The 24,088-nt window shown below is 70.8% G+C and carries 26 protein-coding genes; 15 read left to right on the top strand and 11 right to left on the bottom strand.

What is annotated here, in order from left to right; all coding sequences use genetic code 11:
* Window positions 1-529: WD40 repeat domain-containing protein (locus BM085_RS18325; protein ID WP_218158747.1), on the top strand; the 529-nt coding region annotated here is incomplete at its 5' end.
* 182 nt (window positions 530-711) lie between these two features.
* Here the strand turns inward: BM085_RS18325 and BM085_RS18330 are convergent.
* Window positions 712-1,116 carry a hypothetical protein gene (locus BM085_RS18330; protein ID WP_093888175.1) on the bottom strand — a complete coding sequence of 135 codons (405 nt, stop codon included), beginning with the start codon at window positions 1,114-1,116 and terminating at the stop codon, window positions 712-714.
* On the opposite strand from BM085_RS18330, the gene BM085_RS43130 reads away from it, so the two are divergent.
* Complete coding sequence (locus BM085_RS43130; RefSeq protein WP_245789420.1) at window positions 1,091-1,510, top strand: DUF5753 domain-containing protein; 420 nt, start codon at window positions 1,091-1,093, stop codon at window positions 1,508-1,510. The genes BM085_RS18330 and BM085_RS43130 overlap by 26 nt on opposite strands.
* Window positions 1,511-1,530: 20 nt before the next feature.
* Window positions 1,531-1,758 carry a DUF397 domain-containing protein gene (locus tag BM085_RS18340; RefSeq protein ID WP_093888177.1) on the top strand — a complete coding sequence of 76 codons (228 nt, stop codon included), beginning with the start codon at window positions 1,531-1,533 and terminating at the stop codon, window positions 1,756-1,758.
* Between the two features lie 82 nt (window positions 1,759-1,840).
* On the opposite strand, the gene BM085_RS18345 is transcribed toward BM085_RS18340, so the two are convergent.
* Window positions 1,841-2,518: a DsbA family protein gene (locus tag BM085_RS18345; protein ID WP_245789422.1), complete on the bottom strand. Its 678-nt coding sequence runs from the start codon at window positions 2,516-2,518 to the stop codon at window positions 1,841-1,843.
* 329 nt (window positions 2,519-2,847) lie between these two features.
* Between BM085_RS18345 and BM085_RS18350 the strand changes: the two genes are divergently transcribed.
* From BM085_RS18350 to BM085_RS18360, 3 genes are all read left to right on the top strand, one after another.
* A complete protein-coding gene (locus BM085_RS18350; protein ID WP_093888179.1) occupies window positions 2,848-3,828 on the top strand; it encodes a polyprenyl synthetase family protein in 981 nt (326 codons plus the stop codon).
* Window positions 3,829-3,929: 101 nt separating this feature from the next.
* Window positions 3,930-4,394: a helix-turn-helix domain-containing protein gene (locus BM085_RS18355; protein ID WP_245789393.1), complete on the top strand. Its 465-nt coding sequence runs from the start codon at window positions 3,930-3,932 to the stop codon at window positions 4,392-4,394.
* A 20-nt stretch (window positions 4,395-4,414) separates the two neighbouring features.
* Entirely contained in the window at window positions 4,415-4,993 is a 579-nt protein-coding gene (locus BM085_RS18360; RefSeq protein WP_093888180.1) for a PIN domain-containing protein, read from the top strand.
* A gap of 172 nt (window positions 4,994-5,165) precedes the next feature.
* Here BM085_RS18360 and BM085_RS18365 read toward each other — a convergent pair whose 3' ends face one another.
* Window positions 5,166-6,371, bottom strand: a complete 1,206-nt coding sequence (locus BM085_RS18365) for a cytochrome P450 (protein WP_093888181.1) — start codon at window positions 6,369-6,371, stop codon at window positions 5,166-5,168.
* A 723-nt stretch (window positions 6,372-7,094) separates the two neighbouring features.
* Between BM085_RS18365 and BM085_RS18370 the strand changes: the two genes are divergently transcribed.
* The 7 genes from BM085_RS18370 to BM085_RS18400 all read left to right on the top strand — a co-directional run bounded on the left by BM085_RS18370 (window position 7,095) and on the right by BM085_RS18400 (window position 14,700).
* Entirely contained in the window at window positions 7,095-7,940 is an 846-nt protein-coding gene (locus BM085_RS18370; RefSeq protein ID WP_086570113.1) for a fumarylacetoacetate hydrolase family protein, read from the top strand.
* Window positions 7,937-9,232: an L-fuconate dehydratase gene (locus tag BM085_RS18375; RefSeq protein ID WP_093888182.1), complete on the top strand. Its 1,296-nt coding sequence runs from the start codon at window positions 7,937-7,939 to the stop codon at window positions 9,230-9,232. The genes BM085_RS18370 and BM085_RS18375 overlap by 4 nt, the downstream gene beginning before the upstream one ends.
* Window positions 9,225-9,971, top strand: a complete 747-nt coding sequence (locus BM085_RS18380; RefSeq protein ID WP_093888183.1) for an SDR family NAD(P)-dependent oxidoreductase — start codon at window positions 9,225-9,227, stop codon at window positions 9,969-9,971. The genes BM085_RS18375 and BM085_RS18380 overlap by 8 nt, the downstream gene beginning before the upstream one ends.
* A 123-nt stretch (window positions 9,972-10,094) precedes the next feature.
* On the top strand, window positions 10,095-11,156 hold the full coding sequence (locus BM085_RS18385) for a sugar ABC transporter substrate-binding protein (RefSeq protein ID WP_093888184.1): 1,062 nt from the start codon (window positions 10,095-10,097) through the stop codon (window positions 11,154-11,156).
* The gene (locus tag BM085_RS18390) at window positions 11,156-12,649 is read left to right on the top strand and encodes a sugar ABC transporter ATP-binding protein (protein WP_093888185.1); all 1,494 of its coding nucleotides are present in this window, start codon (window positions 11,156-11,158) and stop codon (window positions 12,647-12,649) included. The genes BM085_RS18385 and BM085_RS18390 overlap by 1 nt, the downstream gene beginning before the upstream one ends.
* On the top strand, window positions 12,649-13,662 hold the full coding sequence (locus tag BM085_RS18395) for an ABC transporter permease (RefSeq protein WP_093888186.1): 1,014 nt from the start codon (window positions 12,649-12,651) through the stop codon (window positions 13,660-13,662). The genes BM085_RS18390 and BM085_RS18395 overlap by 1 nt, the downstream gene beginning before the upstream one ends.
* A 96-nt stretch (window positions 13,663-13,758) precedes the next feature.
* Window positions 13,759-14,700 carry an aldo/keto reductase gene (locus BM085_RS18400; protein ID WP_093888187.1) on the top strand — a complete coding sequence of 314 codons (942 nt, stop codon included), beginning with the start codon at window positions 13,759-13,761 and terminating at the stop codon, window positions 14,698-14,700.
* Window positions 14,701-14,835: 135 nt separating this feature from the next.
* Here BM085_RS18400 and BM085_RS18405 read toward each other — a convergent pair whose 3' ends face one another.
* Window positions 14,836-15,306: a MarR family winged helix-turn-helix transcriptional regulator gene (locus BM085_RS18405; protein ID WP_108724542.1), complete on the bottom strand. Its 471-nt coding sequence runs from the start codon at window positions 15,304-15,306 to the stop codon at window positions 14,836-14,838.
* Window positions 15,307-15,365: 59 nt separating this feature from the next.
* Here BM085_RS18405 and BM085_RS18410 point away from each other — a divergent pair, with 59 nt between their 5' ends.
* The gene (locus BM085_RS18410) at window positions 15,366-15,776 is read left to right on the top strand and encodes a cupin domain-containing protein (RefSeq protein WP_093888188.1); all 411 of its coding nucleotides are present in this window, start codon (window positions 15,366-15,368) and stop codon (window positions 15,774-15,776) included.
* A gap of 90 nt (window positions 15,777-15,866) precedes the next feature.
* Here the strand turns inward: BM085_RS18410 and BM085_RS18415 are convergent, their stop codons facing one another.
* The gene (locus tag BM085_RS18415) at window positions 15,867-17,066 is read right to left on the bottom strand and encodes a sensor histidine kinase (RefSeq protein WP_093888189.1); all 1,200 of its coding nucleotides are present in this window, start codon (window positions 17,064-17,066) and stop codon (window positions 15,867-15,869) included.
* Window positions 17,063-17,719 (bottom strand): response regulator transcription factor, encoded by a 657-nt coding sequence (locus BM085_RS18420; RefSeq protein WP_093888190.1) that lies wholly within the window; start codon window positions 17,717-17,719, stop codon window positions 17,063-17,065. The genes BM085_RS18415 and BM085_RS18420 overlap by 4 nt, the downstream gene beginning before the upstream one ends.
* A gap of 157 nt (window positions 17,720-17,876) precedes the next feature.
* On the opposite strand from BM085_RS18420, the gene BM085_RS18425 reads away from it, so the two are divergent.
* Window positions 17,877-19,301, top strand: coding sequence for a hypothetical protein (locus tag BM085_RS18425; protein WP_245789394.1), 1,425 nt, complete (start codon window positions 17,877-17,879; stop codon window positions 19,299-19,301).
* Here BM085_RS18425 and BM085_RS18430 read toward each other — a convergent pair.
* The 5 genes from BM085_RS18430 to BM085_RS18450 form a co-directional block, all read right to left on the bottom strand.
* Window positions 19,249-20,244, bottom strand: coding sequence for an Lrp/AsnC family transcriptional regulator (locus tag BM085_RS18430; RefSeq protein ID WP_093888191.1), 996 nt, complete (start codon window positions 20,242-20,244; stop codon window positions 19,249-19,251). The two genes, BM085_RS18425 and BM085_RS18430, sit on opposite strands and share 53 nt — an antisense overlap.
* A 76-nt stretch (window positions 20,245-20,320) precedes the next feature.
* Window positions 20,321-20,995 (bottom strand): FadR/GntR family transcriptional regulator, encoded by a 675-nt coding sequence (locus BM085_RS18435; RefSeq protein WP_093888192.1) that lies wholly within the window; start codon window positions 20,993-20,995, stop codon window positions 20,321-20,323.
* A gap of 35 nt (window positions 20,996-21,030) precedes the next feature.
* Window positions 21,031-22,050 carry an MBL fold metallo-hydrolase gene (locus BM085_RS18440; protein ID WP_093888193.1) on the bottom strand — a complete coding sequence of 340 codons (1,020 nt, stop codon included), beginning with the start codon at window positions 22,048-22,050 and terminating at the stop codon, window positions 21,031-21,033.
* A gap of 16 nt (window positions 22,051-22,066) precedes the next feature.
* Window positions 22,067-23,224 carry a steroid 3-ketoacyl-CoA thiolase gene (locus BM085_RS18445; RefSeq protein WP_086570081.1) on the bottom strand — a complete coding sequence of 386 codons (1,158 nt, stop codon included), beginning with the start codon at window positions 23,222-23,224 and terminating at the stop codon, window positions 22,067-22,069.
* Between the two features lie 114 nt (window positions 23,225-23,338).
* Window positions 23,339-24,052: a TetR family transcriptional regulator gene (locus BM085_RS18450; RefSeq protein WP_242675819.1), complete on the bottom strand. Its 714-nt coding sequence runs from the start codon at window positions 24,050-24,052 to the stop codon at window positions 23,339-23,341.
* Window positions 24,053-24,088 lie beyond the last annotated feature (36 nt).

Genomic DNA, 24,088 nt, shown 5'->3' on the forward strand with positions numbered 1-24,088 from the left:
GTCGGTGGTGGTGACGGAGCTGGAGGGGCGGCGGGTCGTGGTCTCCGCCGGCGGCGACGGGGCACGGGTGTGGGATCTGGCCACCCGCGAGCAGATCGGCAGGCCGTTCACCGCGCAGACCGACGGGGACACGACGACCGTGACGGTGACGGTGACGGAGTTCGAGGGGCGGCCGGTCGTCGTCTCCGGTGCCGCCGGTGGCGACGACAGCACGGTGCGGGTGTGGGACCTGGCCACGCGTGAGCAGATCGGTCAGCCGTTCACCGGCCACACCGAAGGCGTCGAGTCGGTGGTGGTGACGGAGCTGCAGGGGCGGCCGGTCGTCGTCTCCGGCGGCTACGACGGAATACGGGTGTGGGATCTGGCCACCCGCGAACAGATCGGCAAAGTGTTCGGCACCCCCACCCACGGGATCACGTCGATGCTGGTGACGGAGCTGGAAGGGCGGCCGGTCCTCCTCACCGGCGACTTCGACGGCAGAGTGCGGGTGTGGAGCCTGGGCCCGCCCGCCCCGGCGTCCGGCTCCTGAACCCCGGCGCCCGGCTCGCGAGTTCCCGGTGCCCGGCCCCTGAGCGGCCGTCGCCTTCTGCCCGCGCCGCCCGCGCCGGGTGCTCCGACCGCTCTGCCCGCACCGGGTGCCCGCATTCCGACGATCATCCCCGCGGTCCCGCGGTGGACGGGGATCGGCCGGGCCGCCGCCGTCTTCGAGTGTCATGAGCTCGGCCACCCACCGTCGTCTCCGAGCCAGACGAGGTTGGAGCGGAGCCGCGACGCGGCGCTGCGGGCGCTCGTCCATCGGCCGAACCCGTTGACCACGCCGACGGTCGCCGCCGTGCCGCACGGCAGGGCCAGCCCGTAGGCCACCACCTCCACGACGATCTCCTCGCCGTCCTCCCCGGTCTCCTGGACCAGCGCGAACATACGCGGCAGCCCCCCGGCCAGTGCCCGCACCCCTTCCCCGGTGAGAGGCGGGTCGTCCCCGGCGAGAGACGAATCGGGCTTCCGGGCCAAGTCGTCCCCGCCGTCTCCGATCTCGCCATACGCGCGGGCGGCGATCACGGCGGCCGAGTACGACGCGAAGAGCGAGCAGATCGACCGTTGGGTCGAACTCCGCATGACCCGTCAAGGGATCCTCGAACGGGAAGATCCGCCTCGGTTCTCAGCGATCATCGATGAGGCCGTACTGCGTCGCGAGGTCGGCGGCCCGGAATGTCTGGCGGCCCAACTTCGACACCTGGCCGGATGTGCTGCCGGACCGAACATCGAGATCCGTGTGCTGCCGTTCAGCGCCGGGGCGCACGCCAGCCCGACCGGCGCGTTCCGTATTTTCACGATGGAGAAGCCGTTCCCCGAGGTCGGCTATGCGGAGACGCCGAAGGGCGCTATCTATGTGGAATCACCCGATACCCAGCGCTTCGCACGGACGTACGATGAATTGCGAGAGCTGGCCCTCACGCCCGAGGCGTCGGCTGAGCTGATCTCCGCGACGGCAGAGAAACTGTCGCGGTGAACCGGATGGAAGGGCATGGCATGCCTACCCCCGAGGACCTGGCCAATGTTGCCTGGCACATCAGCACGAAGAGCGAGAACGGCGGCGGAAGCTGTGTGGAAGCCGGGCCGCTGGCCGATGGCAGCGGGCGGGTCGCCGTACGGCACAGCCATCACCCCGACGGCCAGGTGATCGTCTACACCCGCGCCGAGTGGGAGGCGTTCACCGGCGGCGTCAAGGACGGGGAGTTCGACTTCCCCTCCCCGTGACGCGCGAGGAGACGCCCACGCCGTCATCAGGAACGGAGCACCGGTCGTCCGCACCTGCCGACGACCGGATTCAGCCGCGTGATCAGACTTGCTGCTGGGGGCCGGCCCAGGGCGTGCTCCAGTCGATGTCCTCACCGTTCAGACGTACTGTCGGTGTCCCTTCGACCTTCCGGGTGAGGGCCAGTTCGGACACCTCTGCGGCGCGGTCGGAGCTCTCCCGGGAGTTCAGGCAGGCGGCGAAATCGGCCTCGGCGATGCCGACCTTTCTCGCATAGGCCACCAGATCCTCGATGGCGAACCCGCCCTCCGCCGTTTCCTCCGGCTGGTGGGTGTACAGCTCGTCGTGATAGGCCAGCCATTTGCGGGGATCCGTCACGCACAACGATGCTTTCAGCGCGCGGTGTGAGTTGTCGTGAGTGACGGGCGATTTCTCCTTGCGGAAAATGGTCATCGGATAATAGACGACCTTGATCTTTCCTTGAACCGCCCACTGCTTGATGGTCTCGCCATTGGTCCGTTCGAATTCCTGGCAGTAGGGGCACTGGTAGTCCTCGTAAACCTCCAGAACAGGGCTTTTCACGCCGCGTTGGGCCATGACGACGCTGCCGTCGGGCCGCAGAGTGATCAGATCCGATGGCGTGGCGGCGTTCGCGGGAATGCCGTCGGGCCTGCTCGACGTGATCGCGACCGTGACCAGGATGACGGCCGCGGCCACGAGGACGGGCAGGATCGTCTTCCTTCGGACGCGGGGGGAGTTCACGGTGCTCAAAAATCCGCCTATCGATCTGAGGTCGTTCCCGCTCGGCCTCTCGGCGGCCGGGGCCGGTCGGTCCGAGCGCGAACGCTGGGTGATCACATACGGTACGTGGTCATCTCGCTCTCGGCGGGCGCTGCCGCGGCCGTGGCCATGGAGGGGCCGGGGCTCTGGCGCGTGACCCGCCGCGTATTCCACAAGGGCCGACATCCTCCCCGGCAACTGCGGCATCCCGATCTGAGAGGGGTCTCAGCGACGCTCAGCGTCGCCACAGCGATCATCGGGCAGCGTGGGAGGCGGTTGGCCAGGGGGCCGAGGCGAGGAGAGGGAGTGCCGTGCTTACCCATGTCGCGCGTCCAGAGGAGATCCTCAACAGCCCGGCGATCTCTGCCGGGCTGGTGCGGGTGGAGAGCCGTATCCGGCGGCTGAGCACCTCCTCCCGGTTACCGCTCATCAACAGCGCGGCCGGGCGGATCACCGGCGCCGGGGGCAAGCGGCTGCGGCCCGCGCTGACGCTGGCGACCGCGCTCGCGCTGGACGGGTCCCTCAGCAACCGGGTGGTCACCGCGGCGGCGTGCGTGGAGCTGATCCACGCTGGGTCGCTGGTCCACGACGACCTCATGGACAAGGCCGCCGAGCGCAGGGGGGTGCGGACCCTCAACGCCGAGCTCGGTGACGCCAGGGCGCTGGTGGTCGGGGACTTCATGCTCGCCAGGGCCGGGCTCGCCGCGCTCTCCGTGGTCTCCAAGCCGGTCGCCCAGACGCTCGCCGCCGTGGTCGTCGAGCTGGCCGAGGGGCAGTTCCAGGAGATCGCCGAGCTGTTCGACCCCGGCCGCGCCCCCGAGGACGCGCTGCGGTCGATCACGGGCAAGACCGCGTCCCTGTTCCGGGCGAGCTGCCTGGTCGCCCACCCGGACGGGCGGAGCATGGCCGAGTACGGCGAGCGGTTCGGCGTCCTGTTCCAGGTCCTCGACGACCTGCTGGACCTGGCCTCCACCGCCAAGCGGCTCGGCAAGCCGGTCGGCAACGACCTCAGGCAGGGTGTCTACACCCTCCCGCTGCTGCTGGCGCTCCAGCACGACCACGGGGACCTGCGGTCCTTCCTCGGCAGGCGGCTGAGCGAGGACGAGATCATGGTCCTGCTCACCCGCCTGCGGAGCGGCCGCATGATCGACGACACCCTGGAGTATTGCCGGGGGCTGGCGTCCGACGCCCTGGCCTCGCTCCCGGTCATCGCCGACCCGGAGATCGCCGCCGCCCTGTACGGCCTGCCGGCCGCCTATATCGACTGGACGGAGTCGCTGCTCGTCAGGTGAGGGTGACCGGTAGGTCCTTTTCATCGCTCTTCTCAGCAAAAGACGCCGGAGTCTGTCGCTCCGTCTCCCCTCGGGTTACATTTATTTCAGATAACATCTTGATGTTGGAGGTGATCATGTCTCGTCCCGGAGTTCTGGCCCATGCGACCCGCGTCGAGCCGGTCAACGCTGATCGCGAGGTGCTGGCCGAGTTGCAGGCCGCCGACCGCCCTCAGGCGCAACTGGTGCTGCGTGGGTCGGGTGGGCGGGACATCGTGCTCCCCGAAGGACTCGTGCGCTTGGTGCTGGCGGCCGCTCAGGATCTCGCGGCGGGGAACGCCGTTCTGGCTCTGCCGGTGGAGACACGGCTGACGCCGAACGAGGTCGCGCAACTGCTGGGTGTGTCGCGGCCCTTCATCGCCCGGCTACTGGACGAAGGCGAGATCCCCTCTCAGTATCTGCCCGACAGCCGTCATCGTCTGGTCCGCCTTTCCGACGTCGTGGAGTTCCAGGCTCGTCGCGAGCGCCGCGCCGAAGGACGCCGCAGAATCGCGGAAGTGGCCGAAGAGGCGGATCTGCCCTACTGACCTCCCGGGAGTGCCCGCCGATGGCGCGCGTCTTCGTTGACACCAACGTGCTGTTCCCGTTCTCACTGATGGATCTGATGCTCGCCCTGACCGAGGACGCGGTGCACACCGTGGTCTGGAGCGATCATCTGCTGGAGGAGTGGGAACGCGTCATCGTGCGGGAGCGGCATCGCTCCACGTCCGCGGCGGCACGTATCAGCGCGGCGATGCGAGAGTTCTTCGCCGACACCCGCGTGTCCGAGGACGACTACAAGCACGTGCTCGAACATCTGGACGGCCCTGACCCAGACGACTGCCACCACATGGCCGCCGCCATCGTCGGCCGCGCCCAGACCGTGGTCACCTGGAACCTCACTGACTTCCCCGTCGCGACCCTGAGCCGATACGGGTTGACCGTCACCGACCCCGACACCTACCTGTGCTCGTTGCTGGCGCAGAGTCCCCACGAGGTGGTCGCTGTCTTGGCCCGGATGGCGAAGGGCAAGCGCCGCCCTCCCATGACCGGGCTGGACATCACCCACGCGCTGGAGCGCGCCGGGGTGCCCGTCTTCGCCCGGCGGGCACGCAACCGCCTGCCCGCCGTATCCGATGAGCCGTGATCGGCCACATAGGCAGAGCGGCGAGCTTGGACCTCGTGTTCGGATCCGCACTCGCCTTTCGGTAAATCGGTCATCCAGGACAGTCGGGCTCTTCCAGATCGGGCTGCTGTGATCGCCGCCGCCCTGTACGGCCTGCCGACCGCCTATATCGACTGGACGGAGTCGCTGCTCGTCAGGTGAGGGTGACCGGCAGGTCCTTGATGCCGTTGATGAAGTTGGAGCGGAGCCGGCGGGCGGGACCGGCCTGGGTGAGGCCGGGCAGCCGCTCGGCCAGGACCTCGAACAGCACCCGGAGCTCCAGTTTGGCGAGGTGGTTGCCGAGGCAGAAGTGGGCCCCGCCGCCGCCGAAGCCGATGTGCGGGTTGGGGTCGCGGCCGATGTCGAAGACGCCGGGGTCGGCGAAGACCTTCTCGTCCCGGTTGGCCGAGCTGTAGAAGACCACGACCTTGTCGTCCTCCTTGACCTCCTGCCCGCCGATCGTCGTGTCGGCGGTGGCCGTACGGCGGAAGAGGTTCACCGGGGAGACCCAGCGGACGATCTCGTCGGCCGCGGTGCGGGCGAGGGCGGGGTCGGCGACCAGGCGTTCCCACTGCTCGGGGTGCTCGAAGAAGGCGAGCATGCCGCCGGAGGCCGCGTTGCGGGTGGTCTCGTTGCCCGCCACCACCAGCAGCAGCACGAACAGGTCGAACTCCTCCTCGGTGAGCGTCTCGCCCGCGGCGTCGGGCATGATCAGCTTGGTGACGATGTCCTCGCGGGGCCGCTCGCGCCGCTCGGCGGCCACGGCGTTGGCGTAGGCGTAGACCTGCATGGCCGCGTCCGGACCCCCGGAGGAGTCGGCCGCGTAGTCCGGGTCCTCGGCCCCGATCATCTGGTTGGACCAGTTGAAGATCTTGTCCCGGTCCTCGACGGGGGCGCCGAGCAGCTCGCAGATCACGTACAGCGGCAGCGGGGCGGCGATGTCCCTGACGAAGTCGGCCGATCCGCGTCCCTTGGCCTCGTCCACCAGCTCGTGGCAGATGTCGCGGATGTGCTGCTCCAGGGCGCCCATCATGCGCGGGGTGAAGCCCCGGTTGACCAGGGAGCGACGCCGGGTGTGCTCCGGCGGGTCCTGGTTGAGCATCATCATCCGCTGGAGCGCGCGCTGGTCCTCGGGCATCTCGTCGAACAGTGCGAGTTTCCTGCTCGACGAGAACAGGTCGGAGCGGCGGGAGACGTGGACCACGTCGGAGTGGCCGGTGACGGCCCAGAATCCGGGCCATCCCCGCTCGGCGTCGCCCGGGTGCGCGTAGACGGGCGCGTTGGCCCGCAGCCAGGCGAGCTGGTCGTGAGGCGCGCCGTTCCGCCAGTAGAAATCCTGGTCGACAAGGTTGATGTCCATTGATCCTCCTGGGCGAACCGTACGCGCATCTCCCCGATGCCGCTGACGGAACCGGAACGCGCCCGCCGCGCTTTCCGGCGGGTGCGGCGCCGATCGTTCGATCAAGCGCTTGGCCAGACGGCTTTCTGAAACGTGTTCTATTACGGGTGGGCGGGAGAGTCAAGTGAGGGCCCGCCGCCTCCGGGGCGCGGGAGCCCCGGAGGCGGCGTGCGGGTCTCCCGGTTGGTGGCGGGCTTGTCGCGCCAGAGCGTCAAGTCATCGGGTGTCTGTGCGGCCGTCGCGCTCTTTTCCGGCTCCGCGGGGGCCGTGTGCCGTCCATAGAGGCAGGTGGTGATGGTGAGTGTGGCCGGCAGGGTGATGCCGAGTCGTCGTCTTGGAGGGTGAGACAACCGATTCCTCCGATCACAGGACCGGCCTGACTCAAGGAGATAGCACCGAAACCCCGCTGTAACAAGACGCATCCTCCGATGTTTGGCGGTCATCGATCCGTGGGATCGCCGCTCACATCGGAGGATCCGACCGGTGAGCCCCGTCGACGCCCGCGCGGTTAAATCCGATGACTGGCGGCGGGGAGTGTGGGGGAGATCCCGCTATACCACTGCCACCTGCGGTTTATCCTCTATAACAGATCGGATGTATCCCCCGCTGAAGGGTTGACATGGAGGTTCGATGTCGTTCAGCATCACGAGACAAGACATCCGATGTATGACTGAAGGGTGCGGTGTGAAGCTGCTGCGAGTTGGACCCGTCGGCCAGGAGCGCCCGGCCGTCATGGACGAGGCCGGTAACCTCCGTGCAATCTCGGAACCCGAGATCGACGGGGCTTTCCTCGCTTCCGGGGGAGTGGCGCGCGTCCGCGAGGCGCTGGAGCGGGACGAACTGCCCGTGCTGGAGACCGAGGGGCTGCGGATCGGCCCGCCCGTCGCCAGGCCGGGGAAGATCGTGTGCATCGGGCTCAACTACCGCGACCACGCGGAGGAGACGGGCGCCGCGATCCCGGCCGAGCCGATCATCTTCATGAAGGCCCCCAACACGGTCGTCGGCCCCTACGACGAGGTCCTGATCCCCAGAGACAGCGTGAAGACCGACTGGGAGGTCGAGCTGGCCGTCGTCATCGGCCGGACCGTCCGCTACGCGGAGACCCACGAGGAGGCTCTCGCGGCGGTCGCGGGCTACGCGATCTCCAACGACGTCTCCGAGCGCGAGTTCCAGCTCGAGCGCGGCGGACAGTGGGACAAGGGCAAGTCCTGCGAGACCTTCAACCCGCTCGGCCCCTGGCTGGTCACCGCCGACGAGATCGCCGACCCGCAGTCCCTGGGGCTGCGGCTGTGGGTGGACGGCGAGCCGTACCAGAACGGCGACACCAAGAACATGATCTTCCATGTCGCCGAGGTCGTCCGCTACCTCAGCCGGTTCATGGTCCTGGAGCCCGGCGACGTCATCAACACCGGCACCCCGGCCGGCGTCGCGCTCGGCCTGCCGGGCACGCCGTACCTGCGCGCGGGCCAGGTCATGGAGCTGGAGATCGACGGCCTGGGCCGCCAGCGCCAGACGGTGGGGCAGGCATGAGCGCCTACCGCATCACCGCGCTGGAGACCCACGACATCCGCTTCCCCACCTCGCTGGAGCTCGACGGCTCCGACGCGATGAACCCGGACCCGGACTACTCGGCCGCCTACGTGGTGCTGAAGACCGACGACGGGTTCGAGGGCCACGGCTTCGCCTTCACCATCGGCCGGGGCAACGAGGTGCAGACCGCCGCCGTCAAGGCGCTGGAGCCGTACGTCATCGGCAAGGACGTCGAGGACCTGGGCGCGCTCTGGAAGGACATGGTCCACGACTCCCAGCTGCGCTGGCTCGGCCCGGAGAAGGGCGTCATGCACATGGCGATCTCCGCCGTGGTCAACGCGCTCTGGGACCTGAAGGCCAAGCGCGAGGGCAAGCCGCTGTGGCTGCTGCTCGGCGAGATGTCGCCCGAGGAGATCGTCGCGCTGGTCGACTTCCGCTACCTCAGCGACGCGCTCACCCCGCAGGAGGCGCTGGAGATCCTGCGCGCCGCGGAGCCGGGCCGGCCGGAGCGGATCGCCCACCTGAGGGAGCACGGCTACCCGGCCTACACCACCTCGCCGGGCTGGCTCGGCTACAGCGACGACAAGCTGCGCCGCCTGTGCAAGGAGGCGATGGCCGAGGGCTTCACCCAGATCAAGCTGAAGGTCGGCGCCGACCTGGAGGACGACCGGCGGCGGATGCGCATCGCGCGTGAGACCTGCGGCGACGACTTCCCCATCGCCATCGACGCCAACCAGCGCTGGGACGTGGACTCCGCCATCGCCTGGGTCAACGCCCTGGCGGAGTTCCGGCCGCACTGGGTGGAGGAGCCGACCAGCCCCGACGACGTGCTCGGCCACGCCGCCATCGCGCGGGGCATCGCGCCGATCCCGGTCGCCACCGGCGAGCACGTGCAGAACCGCATGGTCTTCAAGCAGCTCCTGCAGGCCGAGGCGATCTCCTACCTGCAGATCGACGCGGCCCGGGTCGCGGGCGTGAACGAGAACATCGCGATCCTGCTGCTCGCCGCCAAATTCGGTGTCCCGGTCTGCCCGCACGCGGGCGGCGTGGGCCTGTGCGAGCTGGTCCAGCACCTGTCGATGTTCGACTACGTCGCGGTCAGCGGCTCGATGGAGAACCGGGTGATCGAGTACGTCGACCACCTCCACGAGCACTTCGCCGACCCGGTGGTGATCAGGAACGGCGCCTACGTCGCGCCGAGCCTGCCCGGCTTCGGCGCCGCCATGCACCCCCGGTCGATCACCGACCACACCTACCCCGACGGCCCCGTCTGGAGGTCCCTCAATGGCTGAGTTCGACGGCCTGCGCGTCCTGGTCACCGGCGGCGGCTCCGGCATCGGCCTGGCCACCGCCACCCTGCTCGCCGCGCGCGGAGCGGCGGTGGCCTGCCTGGACCTCAACCCGCCCGGGGAGCCGTTCATCCCGGTCACGGCGGACGTCACCGACGAGGACGCGGTCCGTACGGCGGTCGCCGAGGCGGCCGAACGGCTGGGCGGCCTGGATATCCTGGTGAACAATGCCGGGATCGGCGCGGCCGGGACGATCGAGGACAACCCCTACGAGGAGTGGTCCCGGGTCCTGGACGTCAACGTCCTCGGCATCGTCCGGGTGACGCGGGCGGCCCTGCCGCACCTGCGGCGCTCGGCGAACGCGGCGATCGTCAACACCTGCTCCATCGCCGCCACGGCGGGCCTGCCCCAGCGGGCGCTCTACAGCGCGTCCAAGGGGGCCATCCAGTCGCTCACCCTGGCGATGGCCGCCGACCATGTCCGCGAGGGCATCCGCGTCAACTGCGTCAACCCGGGCACCGCGGACACCCCCTGGGTGCAGCGCCTGCTCGACGCGGCTGCGGACCCGGCGGCCGAGCGGGCGGCCCTGGAGGGGCGTCAGCCGATGGGCCGCCTGGTGAGCGCGGAGGAGGTCGCGGCCGCGATCGCCTACCTCGCGAGCCCGCTCGCGGCCTCGACCACCGGCGCGGCCGTGGCGGTCGACGGCGGCATGCAGGGACTCAGGCTCCGGCCCGCGACGTGACACGGCGCGACGTGGCGTGACACGGCGGGGCCTCCCTCCGGAGGCCGGCCGCCGAACGAGATATACGAGATATCGGTCTAGCAATAATTCACCCCCCACATGGTTTCGAATTGAGGCAACGGTATGAAACTCGGAACTGCGGCGACGGGCGCGGCACTGCTCGCGCTCGCTCTCACCGTCTCGGCATGCGGCTCGTCGGAGACCACCGGCGCCGACAGCAGCGCCAAGCCCGCGGCCGACGCCGGGGCCAAGGGCGGCAAGGTCGGGATCGACTTCCCGCGCGCCGACTCCGACTTCTGGAACTCCTACAACAAGTACGTCCCGCAGCTCGCCGGTGAGCTGGGCGTCGAGCTGATGCCGCCGACCAACTCCCAGAACGACGTGGCCAAGCTGGTCGCCAACACCCAGGCGATGATGGGCCAGGGCGCCAAGGCGATCGTCATGGCCCCGCAGGACACCGGCGCGATCGCCTCCACGCTGCAGACCCTGGAGAACAAGAACATCCCGGTCGTCTCGGTGGACACCCGCCCCGACAAGGGCAAGATCTTCATGGTCGTGCGGGCCGACAACAAGGCCTACGGCACCAGGGCGTGCGAGTTCCTCGGCGAGAAGCTGGGGGGCAAGGGCAAGATCGTCCAGCTCATGGGCGCGCTGTCCTCGATCAACGGCAGGGACCGGGCCGAGGCGTTCGGCGCGTGCATGAAGGAGAAGTTCCCCGGCATCACGGTCTTCGACGAGCCGACCGAGTGGGACGGCACCAAGGCCGCCTCGATGCTGCAGACCCGCCTCCAGCAGCACCCGGACGTCAAGGGCATCTACATGCACGCCGGAGGCGTCCACCTGGCCCCGACCCTGCAGGTGCTCAAGGCCAAGGGCCTGATCGCGCCGCCGGAGGACCCCAAGCACGTCTTCGTGATCTCCAACGACGGGATCCCGCAGGAGTTCGAGGCGATCCGCAAGGGTGAGATCGACGCCACGCTCTCCCAGCCGGCCGACCTCTACGCCAAGTACGCGCTCTTCTACGCCAAGGCCGCGATCGAGGGCAAGACCTTCCAGCCGGGCCCGACCGACCACGACAGCACGATCATCCAGCTGCCGAACGGCCTTGAGGACCAGCTTCCCGCCCCGCTGGTGACCAAGGAGAACGTGGACGACCAGAGCCTCTGGGGCAACCAGGTCAAGTGATGACATCTTCCGTTAAAGCGGTTGAAGCGCTTGGTATCACCAAGCGCTTCGGCCCGACCACCGCCCTCAACGGTGCCGGGATCGCCATCACCGAGGGGGAGACGCACGCGCTGGTCGGCCGGAACGGCGCGGGCAAGTCCACTCTGGTGTCGATCCTGACCGGGCTCCAGCGCCCCGACGAGGGCGAGGTCCGCTTCCGCGGGGAGCCCGCGCCGCCGCTGGCCGACCGGGACGCCTGGCGGCAGCGTGTCGCGTGCGTCTACCAGAAGTCGACGATCATCCCCACGCTCACCGTCGCGGAGAACCTCTTCCTGAACCGGCAGACCGACCGGGGCGCGATCAAGTGGCGCGGCCTGCGCGCGCGGGCCAGGCAGCTCCTGGAGCAGTACGGCGTGGACGTGGACGCCGACGGCCTGGCCGGAGACCTGAGCGTCGAGCAGCGCCAGCTTCTGGAGATCGCCCGGGCGCTGTCGTTCGGCGCCCGGTTCATCATCCTGGACGAGCCCACCGCGCAGCTCGACGGCCCGGCCATCCAGCGGCTCTTCGACCGGATGCGCGCCCTCCGGGAACAGGGTGTGACGATGATGTTCATCTCGCACCACCTGGACGAGGTGTACGAGATCTGCCAGAGCGTCTCGGTCTTCCGCGACGCCCGGCACATCGTCACCACCACGGTCGGCGACCTCCCGCACGCCCAGCTGGTCGACGCGATGACCGGCGAGGCCACCGCCGCCTACGAATACCGCTCCCGTACGGCCGACGCCTCCGCCCCCGTCGTCCTGGCCGCCCGGGGGCTCAGCCTCGACGGCCGCTACGAGGACGTGGACCTGGCCATCAGGTCCGGGGAGATCGTCGGCCTGGCCGGGTCCGGCAGCAGCGGCAAGGTCGGCCTGGCCGAGACGCTGGTCGGCCTCCGCCGGGCCGACGCCGGCACGGTGACCGTCAACGGCACCGAGGTCAAGCCGGGAGACGTGCCGTCCGCGCTCGCCGCCGGTCTCGGCTTCGTCCCCCAGGACCGGCACCACGAGGGCTTCGTGCCGCTGCTGTCGATCGCCGAGAACGCCACCATCCCGATCGCGGGCAAGCTCGGCCGGTACGGCATGATCTCCCCGGCGAGGCGGCGCGAGCGCGGCGCCCGGATGATCGCCGAGCTGGACATCAAGACGACCGGACCCGACCAGCCGGTGGCCGACCTGTCCGGCGGCAACGCGCAGAAGGTCGTGCTGGCGAGAGCGCTCGCGGACGACCCCCGGGCGCTCGTGGTCATCAACCCGACCGCAGGGGTGGACGTGAAGGCCAAGCACTCGCTCCTCGGCGCCGTGGAGGACGCGGTGGCCCAGGGGACCGGAGCCGTACTGGTCTCCGACGAACTCGACGACCTGCGGATCTGCGACCGGGTCCTGGTCATGTTTCACGGCAAGGTCGTGAAGGACGTGCCCCGCGGCTGGACCGACAGCGAGCTGGTGGCGGCGATGGAAGGTATCGATCACTGATGGCCACTACAAAGACGACGCCCGTGGCGAGCCTGCCCGCGCAGGGCCGGCGGTTCCAGCTCGGGCGGTTCCGGGACCTCACGCTGGTCCCGGTGATCATCGTGCTGCTGATCGTCGGGTCGTTCGTGGACCCGGTGTTCCTCACTCCCGGCAACCTGACCAACGTCCTGCAGCAGCAGTCGGCCCTGGCACTGGTGGTGCTCGCCGAGGCGTTGATCCTCATCGCCGGCAAGTTCGACCTGTCGCTGGAGTCCACGGTCGGCATGGCCCCCGCCGTCGGCGTGATGCTGGTCATCCCGGTCGCGGCCGGCGGGTTCGGCCTGGAGCTCCCCGGCATCCTGGCGATCCCGCTCTGCCTGCTGATCGGCGGGCTGGTCGGCGCCTTCAACGGCTTCCTGATCATGCGGTTCCAGCTCTCGGCCTTCATCGTCACCCTGGCGATGATGATCGTCGTCCACGGCCTCCAGCTCGGCCTCACCCAGGGCAAGAGCCTGTTCGAGCTGCCCGAGTCGTTCCTCTACCTCGGCAGCGCCACCTGGCTGGGCCTCCCGGCGGCCATCTGGATCACCGGCCTGCTCTTCGCCGCGGCCATCGTCGCGCTCGGCTACTTCCGGGCCGGCCGCTCGCTCTACGCCATCGGCGGCAACGCCGACGCCGCCCGCGCGGCGGGCATCCGGGTCGAGCGGGTCCTGTGGATCGTCTTCATCATCGGCGGCGTGATCGCCGCGCTCGCCGGAGTGCTGGAGACCGGCCGCCTGGGCGGCATCAGCGCCAACCAGGGCGTCGGCTGGATCTTCATGGCCTTCGCCGCCGCGGTCATCGGCGGGGTCAGCATGGACGGCGGCAAGGGCACGATCCTCGGCGCCCTCACCGGTGTCCTGGTGATCGGTCTCGTCGAGAACATCCTGACGCTGAAGGGCGTCCCCGGCGAGTGGAAGCAGCTCGTCTACGGCTCGATCATCCTGGTCGCCCTGATGATCAGCCGCCTCGCCGGCGGCAAGGCACAGGATTGACGACGGCCGTACCCGCTCCCGGGCGGGTACGGCAAGGCGCAGGATCGACCACCATCCCCTCCCCGGGGACCACGGCAAGGCACAGGATTGACGGTCATGACCCTCTCCGTGAGCGAGTACGGCTTCGGCGCCGCCCCCATCGGCAACCTCTTCACCGCCGTGGGCGACGCCGAGGCCGGTGCGGCGGTGGACGCCGCCTACGACGCCGGGTTCCGCCTCTTCGACACCGCGCCCCACTACGGGCTCGGCCTGTCGGAACGGCGGCTCGGCGCCGCCCTGGCCGGGCGGCCCCGCGACTCCTACACCCTGTCCACCAAGGTCGGCCGCCTGCTCGTGCCGGCGCCCACCGGCGGTCCCGCCGGCCGCGACGACCAGGGGTTCGACGTCCCGGCCGACCTCCGCCGGGTGTGGGACTTCTCGCGTGACGGCGTACGGCGGTCGCTGGAGGAGAGCCTGGAACGGCTCGGTCTCGACGCGGTCGACATCGTGCTGATCCACGATCCGGACGACCACTGGGAGCAGGCCGTCTCCGAGGCGTACCCGGCCCTGGCCGAGCTGCGCGACCAGGGGGTCGTCAAGGCCGTCGGGGTCGGCATGAACCAGTCGGAGATGCTCGCCCGGTTCGTCCGCGAGACCGGCGTGGACCTGGTCATGCCGGCCGGCCGCCACACCCTTCTCGACCAGTCGGGGGAGGAGGAGCTGCTGCCGCTCTGCCAGGAGCGGGGCGTCTCGGTGGTCGCCGCCGGGGTGTTCAACAGCGGCCTGCTGGCCACCCACGACCCGTCGGGCACCTACGACTACGCCCCGGCTCCCGCGCCGCTGCTCGCCCGCGCCCGCCGCATCGCGGCCGTGTGCGAGAGCCACGGCGTCACCCTGCCCCAGGCGGCGCTGGCCTTCCCGCTGCGCCACCCGGCGGTCGTCTCGGTGGTCGTCGGCGCCAGGTCCGCCGCCGAGGTCGCCCGCAACGCCGCCCTGACCGCCCGGCCCGTCCCCGAGGACCTCTGGGCCGAACTGGCGGCCGAGGACCTGATCCCCTGAGCGGACCCGCCCGCCGGGGTCTCTCCGGTACGGCGTGCTCTCCCGGCACGGGGCGCCCCCTCGGTACGGCGTGTCGGGGACAGGGCGCGTGGGCGCCGTGTGTCCGGCCGGTCGGGACGGGGAGGCGGGGGGCGGTCAGTGGCCGCCGAACCAGCCGGGGACGTCGAGCGGGAAGGCGTCCGGCGGGGTGACCTTGCGCAGGTCGGCCTCCAGCGCGCGCAGCCGCTCCTCGCCGAGCGTCTCGGCCCAGCGGGCCCGCAGCTCGTCGAAGATGCGGGCCGAGCGCACCAGGGAGTCGACGCCGTGCTCGGTGAGCCGTACGACCTTGCGCCGCGCGTCGTGCGGGTCGGAGCCGCGTTCCACGTAGCCGAGCCGCTCCAGCGCGTCGACGGTCTTGCCCGCCGCCTGTTTGGACACCCCCAGGCGGCGACCGAGCTCGGCCGCCGTCGTGCCGTCGACGCCGATCGCCTGGAAGACGAAGCCGTGCATCGGCCGCATGTCCGGATGGCCCTGCCGGGCCAGCTCGGCGTGCAGCTCGTCGATGAGGACACGGAAGCCGAGGAACAGCCGGAGCGGCAGCTCGAATCCCGGAGGGTCACTTGACACGATAGACAACCTGGTTCACTATTTCGGCAACCACGTTGTCTAATTTAAGGGATCACGCGATGACTGTCATCCGCCATGCCGAAAGCCGCCGGACCGAGACGCCCAACGCCGTCATGACCACGCTCGCCTCACCGACCCAGGGAGGTTCGGGGCAGGTCGTCTGGCGCGTCGACATGCGCCCCGGCCAGGCGGGCCCGCTGCACGCCATCGACGCCGAGCAGGTGTGGACCGTGCTGGAGGGGGGCACGACCGTCGAACTCGGCGACGAGAAGCTCACCGCCGGGCCGGGCGACACCCTCATCCTCCCGGCCGACGTGCCGCGCCGCCTGAGCTCGGACCCGGCGGCCGGCCTGGCCGCCATCGTCGTCGCCCCCGCCGGCATGCGCGCCTACGTGATCGACGACACCCGGGTCCCGGCGGACTGCGCCACCCCCGACGGCGACAAGGTCCTGCCGGCCTGGGTCGTCTGAGAGACGGCCATCCGGGCAGGCCCGGCGCGGACGGCCGTACCGCTCAGGCGAGTCGGGGCGGAGGAGCCACCTGAGCGGGCCGGGAGGCGCTCACAGTCGCTCGCGCGGCAGTTCGACGGCGATGGTGAGGCCGCCCTCCTCACGAGGGCTGGCGGTCACGTCGCCGCCATGGGCCTCGGCCACGACCCTGACGATCGACAACCCGAGGCCGCTGCCGCGGTCGGAGCGCAGCCGGTCGCCGTGCAGCCGCCGAAACGGCTCGAAGATCGTCTCGATCTCGTAGGGAGGCACGGGGAGCCCGGTGTTCGCCACCACCAGTTCCACCCGGTCGGCCCGCTGCCGGGTGGACACCCACACCTCGCCGCCGGGGTGGTTGTGCCGTACGGCGTTCTCCACGAGGTTCTGCGCGAGCCGCTCGACCAGCACCGCCTCGCCGGCGGTCGGCGCGGGATCCAGCAGCCGGTGGACGGTGACCTCGCTGTCCCCGGCCTCCTCGGCCGCCAGGTCCAGCACGTGCTCGACCACGTCGGCCAGGTCGAAGGGACGCCGGTCGAGAACCGTGCGCTCGCCTTCCGACAGGGCGAGCAGCGCGTCGATCAGCCGCTCGTGCCTGGTGTTGACCACCAGAAGGGACTCGCCGAGGCGTCTGACGTCCTCGGTCGCGTCGGGCCGGCGGACCGCCACGTCCACGAGCGTGCGGTTGATGGTGAGCGGGGTGCGCAGCTCGTGTGAGGCGTTGGCGATGAAGCGCCGCTGACCGTCGTACGAGCGGGCCAGACGGCCGAGGATGCCGTCGATGACGTCGGCGAGCTCCTTGATCTCGTCCTCCGGCCCGTCATGGGCGATGCGTTCGGCGAGATCGTGGCTCTGCGCGACCTGTCGCACGCTCCCGGTCATCGACCTGACGGGGCGGATCACCCATCCGGCGGCCCGCCAGCCGGCCGCGGTGGCGAGGCCGCCGGCCACGAGGAGCCCGAGACCGCCCACGGTCAGCACGTTTTTGACGGTGTCGCGCTGGTAGATCCGCCTGACCTGCGCGACCCGCTGCTGGGCCACGTAGTACGCATCGGATTGCTCCGACGAGTAAACGATCTTCAAGGGGTACGCATCGGTGGGCGGGGGCAGGTACCTCCTGCCCGCGACCGAGATGAACTCGGGCTGGCGCAGCCCGTCACGGGGTTCCAGGCTCTGCCGGACGACGAAGGAGACCGCGGCCAGCAGCACCGCGCCGGCGAGGACGAACACCGCGCCGCAGGCGAGGGCGGAGCGCAGCCGTACGCTCGTCTTCACGGGATGCGGTACCCGGCCCCGGTGACGGTCTCGATGACCGCCGGCTCGCCGATCTTGCGCCGTAGTTTCATCATCGTCGTCCTCACGGTGTTGGTGAACGGGTCGATGTGCTCGTCCCACACCTTCTCCAGCAGCGTCTCGGCGGAGACCACCGCTCCGTCGGCGCGCAGCAACTCGGCCAGCACGCCGAACTCCTTGCGGGCGAGCGGCACGTAGCGGCCGTCCCGGAACACCTGGCGGTGCGCCCAGTCCAGGCGGATGCCGGCCCGCTCCAGCATCGGAGGGTCGGCCGGACGTACCCGGCGGCCCAGCGCGTGGACGCGGGCGACGAGTTCCTCGAAGGCGAACGGCTTGGGCAGGTAGTCGTCGGCGCCGAGGGACAGGCCCTCCACCCGGGAGCGCACGTCGCCGGACGCGGTGAGCATGATGACGCGGACCAGCGCGCCGTCGGTCACCAGTGCCCTGCACACGTCGTCACCGTGCATGCCCGGCAGATCGCGGTCCAGGATGAGCACGTCGTAGTCGTGGACACGGAGCCGCGCCAGCGCCGTCTCGCCGTCGTAGGCGATGTCGACGGCGAGTGCCTCGCCACGCAACCCCGCACCGATGGAGTCGGCGAGCATGCGCTCGTCCTCGGCGACCAGTACCCGCACGGCAGCTCCTTGATCTTTGGATCGTGCAGCGTGCCAGCGTGCCAGAAGCGGCATAACGCCGACATAACCGGATTTGGTCACGCCAAGGTTATCGGTCGATCGCTGGACTGCCCTCACCGTGCCGGGGACCGCCCGGCGCCTGATCGGGGGCTCGACCATGCTTGTCTCCACCGCCGGCGTCCAGGCCGTCCACCCCGTGGACCAGGGCAGACCGTCCTTCCTCCGCCGGTTCTTCGCCACCGGCCACGGGGTCTTCGCCGCCGTGCTCGTTCTCGCGGCGGCGCTTCGCTGCCTCGTCATGCTGGGCTACGACACCGCGCAGCTCTACTGGTACGACTCCTTCACCTACCTGGACACCGCCGTCCACCTTCAGCCCGGCGGGGCGTTCCACCCCGCCGGGTACTCCTTCTTCCTGCGGCTGCTCCTGCCGTTCCACAGTGTCGAACTCGTGGCGGGCGTACAGCACGCCATGGGGGTCGGCATGGGTTCGATGATCTATCTGGTGCTCCGCCGCCGGTCGCTTCCCGGGTGGGGGGCGACGCTGGCCACCCTGCCCGTGCTGTTCGACCCGGCGTTCCTGAGGCTGGAGCACGCCGTGCTCTCCGACACCCAGGTCATCTTCCTCGTCGTGGCCGCGCTGACCGCCCTGCTGTGGCGGACCAGGCCGTCGGTGCGCGCCTGCGCCGCGGTGGGCCTGCTGCTGGCGCTGGCCGGACTCACCCGGACGGTCGCGGTGCCGCTGCTCGGCCTGGTCCTGATCCATCTGATCATCCAGCGGGCCGGCCGCCGGCAGGTGATCGCGCTCGCCGTCGCCGGGCTGCTTCCTCTCGCCGGCTACGCGGGCTGGTACCAGGCGCATCACGGCCGGTTCGCGCTCAGCGGTTCGGACGGTGTGGCGCTGTGGGCGCGCACGATGACGTTCGCCGACTGCTCGGTGATCAAGCCGCCGGCCGAGGAGGCGAAGCTCTGCCCGAACGGCACCGTGGTCGACGCCGCCTCGGAGTACGTGTGGGCCGCGGACGCCTCGCTGAACAGGCTGCCGGGCGGCCGCTTCGCCCACAACGGCCTGGCCCGCTCCTTCGCCCTGCGCGCCATCGCCGCGCAGCCGCTGGACTACCTGGGCGCGGTCGTCCACGACACCTCGCTCGCCTTCGCGTGGACCCCGGTACGCCACCCCCTGCGCGTCTCGCCCACGCTGACATTCCCCCGCGGTTCGTGGCCGCTGCCCGCTTTCCCGCTGATCGACAAGGTACGCGGGGAGTACGACGGCGGCATCCGCGGGATGTCCTCCGTCGAGCCGTACGGGAGCGTCCTCGCCGCCTATGCCTATCCCGCCGTGCTGCACGGCCCGTTGCTCGGCATCGTGCTGCTGCTGGGCGGCCTCGGCTCGATCGGCCGGCGGCGGGCGGCGCTGCTGCCGTGGGCGACGGCCGCATTCCTGCTCGTCGCGCCTGTCGCCGCACTGGACTTCGACCACCGTTACGTGCTGCCCGCGATCCCCGTGGCCTGCCTCGCCGCCGCGCTGGGCGTCACGAGGAGCCGATGGGCCCGGCCCAGCGCTCCACCCGGCCGGCTCGCTTGATCATGAAGCCGCGCTTGAGCGACCGGAGCATCATGGTCGTCTCGATGGCCCGGATGCCCGGCAGCCCGCCGATCTCCCGCAGGAACCCGTACAGCTCCGGCCGGCCGGGCAGGGCGACCTGCGCCACCAGCTGGTGGTCGCCGGCCACGGCCACGGCGTATCTGACCTCCGGACGGGCGGCCAGGGTGTGGCCCACGGCCTCCACCTCGTTCTCGGCCACCCGCAGCCAGAGCACGGCTTCGGCCGGCAACCCCAGGTAGGCGGGCTCGATCTCGGCCCGGATGCGCAGGACGCCCCTGCGGAGCAGGGCGTCCAGGCGGCGGCGGGCCGTCGACTCGCTGATCCCGGTGGCCGCCGCGACCTCGGCGTGGGTGGCGCGGCCGTCGGTGACCACCGCCGCGATGATCCGCCCGTCCTCGGCGGAGGGCTCCTCGGTCCCGCGCGGGGAGTGCTCCGGCGGGGCGCAGTGCTCGCGCAGCCCCTCGACCTCCTGCGGGGTGAGCACGCCGAGGTGCCAGTCCAGGGGCGTGCTGAAGTATTTCAGCGCCGGATACGCGGTGCTCTCCAGCACTCCGTCGATCGCCGGGATGTCCCGGAAGAGCAGGTCCACCAGCGACTCGTCGGACACGGAGAGCTCCGCCGCGCAGTCCACCGAGCCCGAGACCAGCGCGACGGAGCGGGTCTGCGGCAGCTCGGTGAGGGCCGTCCCCACCTCGATCACCGATCCGGGACGGCAGCGCAGCCGGAGCGCGGCCGAGCTGAGCCGCCGGTCGTCGAGCAGCCCGATCACCGAGAGCACGCCCGAATCCATCAGCCGGGTCGCCCGGCGCGCCACGTTGCGGGTGGGCTCCGCCAGCACCCGGCCGATCCGGTCCCAGGTGGCCCGCCCGTTCACCTGGAGGGCGGCGACCACCCTGAGATCGGCTCCGTCGAGTGGCTGCATCGGGTCATCCTCGTAGTCGCAGGACCGGTCCGCCCCAAGAGTACGACTTTGTGATCTTTCCTGATGTGCGATCGGCTCAGGCGAGAGCGCTGCGCAGCCACTCCTCGACACCGGCGATGTGGACGGTCGCCCAGGCGCGGGCGACCTCGGGCTGCCGGGAGGCGATGGCGTCGCAGATCGCGGCGTGCTGCTCGCGGGTCTTCTCCAGCGCGTTCTCCTGGGTCAGGCCCCGCCAGATCCGGGCCCTGGTGGTGGGGCCCGACAGGCTCTCTATGAGAGAGCACAGCACCGCGTTGCCCGAGCCCGCCGCGATGTGCTGGTGGAACTCCAGGTCGTTGGCGACGAGCTGCTCGACGCTCGGGTCGGCGGGCAGCTCGGCGAGGATCTTGCGCAGCTCGGCGACCTCGGACTCGCTCATCCGCGTCGCCGCCATCGCGGTCGCCGCCGGCTCCAGGATCCGCCTGACCTGGAAGAACTGCAGCACGGTGTCGTCCTGGTGGAAGTCCACCACGAACGACATCGCATCCAGCAGGAGCTGGGGCTCCAGGCTGGTCACGTAGGTGCCGTCGCCCTGGCGCACGTCCAGCACGTTGATCAGGGCCAGGGCGCGGACGGCCTCACGCAGGGAGTTGCGGGACAGGCCGAGCCGCTCGGCCAGGTCGGCCTCCTTCGGCAGCCTGCTGCCCGGGGCGAGCTCGCCCGAGAGGATCATCTGCTTGATCTTGTCGATAGCGGTGTCGGTAACCGCCACGCTTCACCATCCTCGGATCCTCAGACATCGGATGTCTAAGAGTGTAGGGCGTAGTGGACCGGGTCCATCCCGGAGACACGGCGGATCACACCTCGGACCTCCAAGGTGCGCAGATGGGCCGCCGCCTCTCCGGCGGCCATGCCCCGCAGCATCGCCGGGAGCTCCTCCCAGGGGCGGTTCCAGGTCATCCGGCCGGCGGTCTCCCAGATGGTGAGGGGCTCCCCGGCGTCGGCCAGCAGGGCGGCCAGCCGTACGAGCTTCTCCTCGTGGTGCGTGCGGATCTCCGTCGCCCGAGCGGCCGTATCTTGAAATATCCATTCATGGGCGGGCAGGGCCTCAAGGTCGCCCAGGTCCGCCACCTTCATCAGCGAGTCCAGGTAGTCGCTGAGCGGATCCACGTCGCTGCGGTCGTAGGGGTAGAGGCCGATGTGCGGGGTGATGGCCGGCAGCACGTGGTCGCCGGTGAACAGCCGGCCGGTGTCCTCCAGGTGCAGGCAGATGTGGCCCGGGGTGTGGCCGGGGGTCCAGATCGTGCGGAGCCCGCGTCCGGGCAGGTCGACCAGGTCGCCGTCGTGGAGCGTCCGGTCGGGCAGCGCGGGCGGCCGCGGCCGCTCGGCCGTCACCTCCTCCACCTCGACCGTGGCGGCCCCCGCCCGGCGCAGCATGTCGGCCTGGAGGTCGCGCTGCGCGCCCTCCCCGAAGCTCCACATGAGCTTGACCAGCGCGGCGTCGGCCTCGTGCATGGCGACCCACGCCCCGGACTCCTCCCGGACCCGCCCGGCCAGCCCGGCGTGGTCCGGATGGAAGTGGGTGACCACCACCCCCCGGACCTCGCGGACGTCCATGCCGACGGCGGCCAGCCCGTCCCGCAGCGCCAGCCAGGCCTCCGGGTGGTTCCAGCCCGCGTCGACCAGCACCGGCCCGGCGGGGGACTCGATCGCGTAGACCAGGGTGTAGCCGAGCGGGTTGCCGGGGATCGGGACGGGCACGCTCCACACCCCGCCGCCGACGTCGATCGGGCGCTGCTCGCTGTACGGCCTGCGGCGGGATCTCAAACGGTGCTCCTTGCTCCTACAGTCGTTCGAGGACGGTCGCGGTGGCGAGCGCCCCGCCCGCGCACATCGTCACCAGCGCGGTGGACGAATCCGACCTCTCCAGCTCGTGCAGGGCGGTGGTGATCAGCCGGGAACCGGTCGCGCCGACCGGGTGGCCGAGGGCGATGGCGCCGCCGCCGGTGTTGACCCGGTCCATGTCCGGCCCGTGCACCGACGCCCAGGAGAGGACGACCGAGGCGAACGCCTCGTTCACCTCGAAGCGGTCGATGTCCGCGACGGTCATGCCCGTGGCGGCCAGGACCTTGGCGGTCGCGTCCACCGGGCCGTCCAGGTGGTAGTAGGGCTCGGCGCCGACCAGGGCCTGGGCGAGGATGCGGGCCCGGGGGCGCAGGCCGTGCCGGGCGGCGGCCTCCTCGCTCATCAGCAGCACCGCCGCCGCGCCGTCGGAGATCTGCGAGGCGGTGCCCGCGGTGTGCAGGCCGTTGTCGCCCATCACCGGCTTGAGCCGGGCCAGCCCCTCGACGGTCGTCTCGCGCAGCCCCTGGTCCCTGTCGACGGTGCGGCTCTCGCCGGTCGGCTGCCCGTCCTCGCCGAGGACCGGCGCGGTCACCTTGACGATCTCCCGGTCGAACCGGCCCTCGGCCCACGCCTCGGCGGCCAGCCGCTGGGACCGGGCGCCGAACCGGTCGAGCCGCTCGCGGGTCAGCCCGCGCCGCTGGGCGATCCGCTCGGCGGCGGTGAACTGGTCGGGCAGGTCGACGGCCCAGTCGTCGGGCCGGGGCCGGGCCGGGAGCACGTTGCTGCCGAGCGGGGCGCGGCTCATCACCTCGACGCCGCAGGCGATGCCGACGTCGACGACGCCCGACTGGATGAGGGCGGCGACCAGGTGGACGGCCTGCTGGGAGGAGCCGCACTGGGCGTCGATCGTGGTCACGCCCGTCTGGTACGGCAGGCCGGCGTAGAGCCAGGCGTGCCGGCCCACGTGCCCGCCCTGCTCGCCCGCCTGGGTGACGCACCCGGCGAAGACCTGGCCCACGATCGCCGGGTCGATCCCCGCCCTGTCCACCAGGCCGGTCAGGGCCGCCGCGAGCACCGCCTGCGGCTTCAGCCCCGCCAGCCAGCCGTTACGCCTGCCGATCGGGGTTCTCACGGCCTCGACGATCACTGCACCCATACGATCCCCTCGCCCGGCGGCCCGGAGCCGGCGCCCGCGGGCCGGCCCCTCGGCGCGTCGCTCTAGAACGTCGCTCTGGTCGTCTTCCGACTGTGACTGTAACGCGTTCTAATTTCAGGCGGAAGGAGGGGGCTGGAAATCGACGAGCAGGCGGGTGGCGGCGATCTCGATGCGGCGCTGGATCTGCTCGTACGTGCGGCGGCCGCGGAGCATCTCCAGCAGCTCGTGCACCCAGACGCTGGCCAGCGAGCCCGCGAGGGCGAACTGCTCCTCGGTGGCGGTCTCGGCGGTGAGGCCGTCTCCGGCGACGCGGAGCAGCAGGCCCGCCATGCGGTCCCCGAACGGGGTGTCCACCTCGGCCATGATCAGCGAGCGGATGAGCGCGTCGGCGAGCTCGGGCTCGCGCATCAGGCCGCGGGTGGCGCGCATCAGGACGTCGACGGCGCGGCCCGGGGGTGTGGTGGCGCCGGGCGGGCGGCGCTCGATGCTGCTCTCCAGGAGGTCGATCTCCTCGCCGACGACGGCGACGACCAGATCCATCTTGGAGGGGAAGTAGCGGTAGAGGGTGCCGAGGGCGACTCCCGCGCGCTCGGCGACGGTGCGCATCTGCATGGCCTCGACGCCGCCGCGCGAGGCGAGGGCGGCGGCCGCCTGGACGATGCGCTTGCGCCGCTGGTGCTGGCTTCTCGTGCGGACGCCGGTGGACGCCGATTCGCTCTGCACGCCGGGTGCCCCCTTGGTCTTGGCCGGTCCGGCGGCGCTCGGGGGCGGCGGGCCGGGGAGGCGCGAGGCGACCGGCGCCTCGATGGTCACATGCGGGGTACGCATGAGAACACGTTATCTGATTTCCGGATGCTCCGATGG

The organism is Streptosporangium canum, from assembly GCF_900113865.1.
GTDB lineage: Bacteria > Actinomycetota > Actinomycetes > Streptosporangiales > Streptosporangiaceae > Streptosporangium > Streptosporangium canum.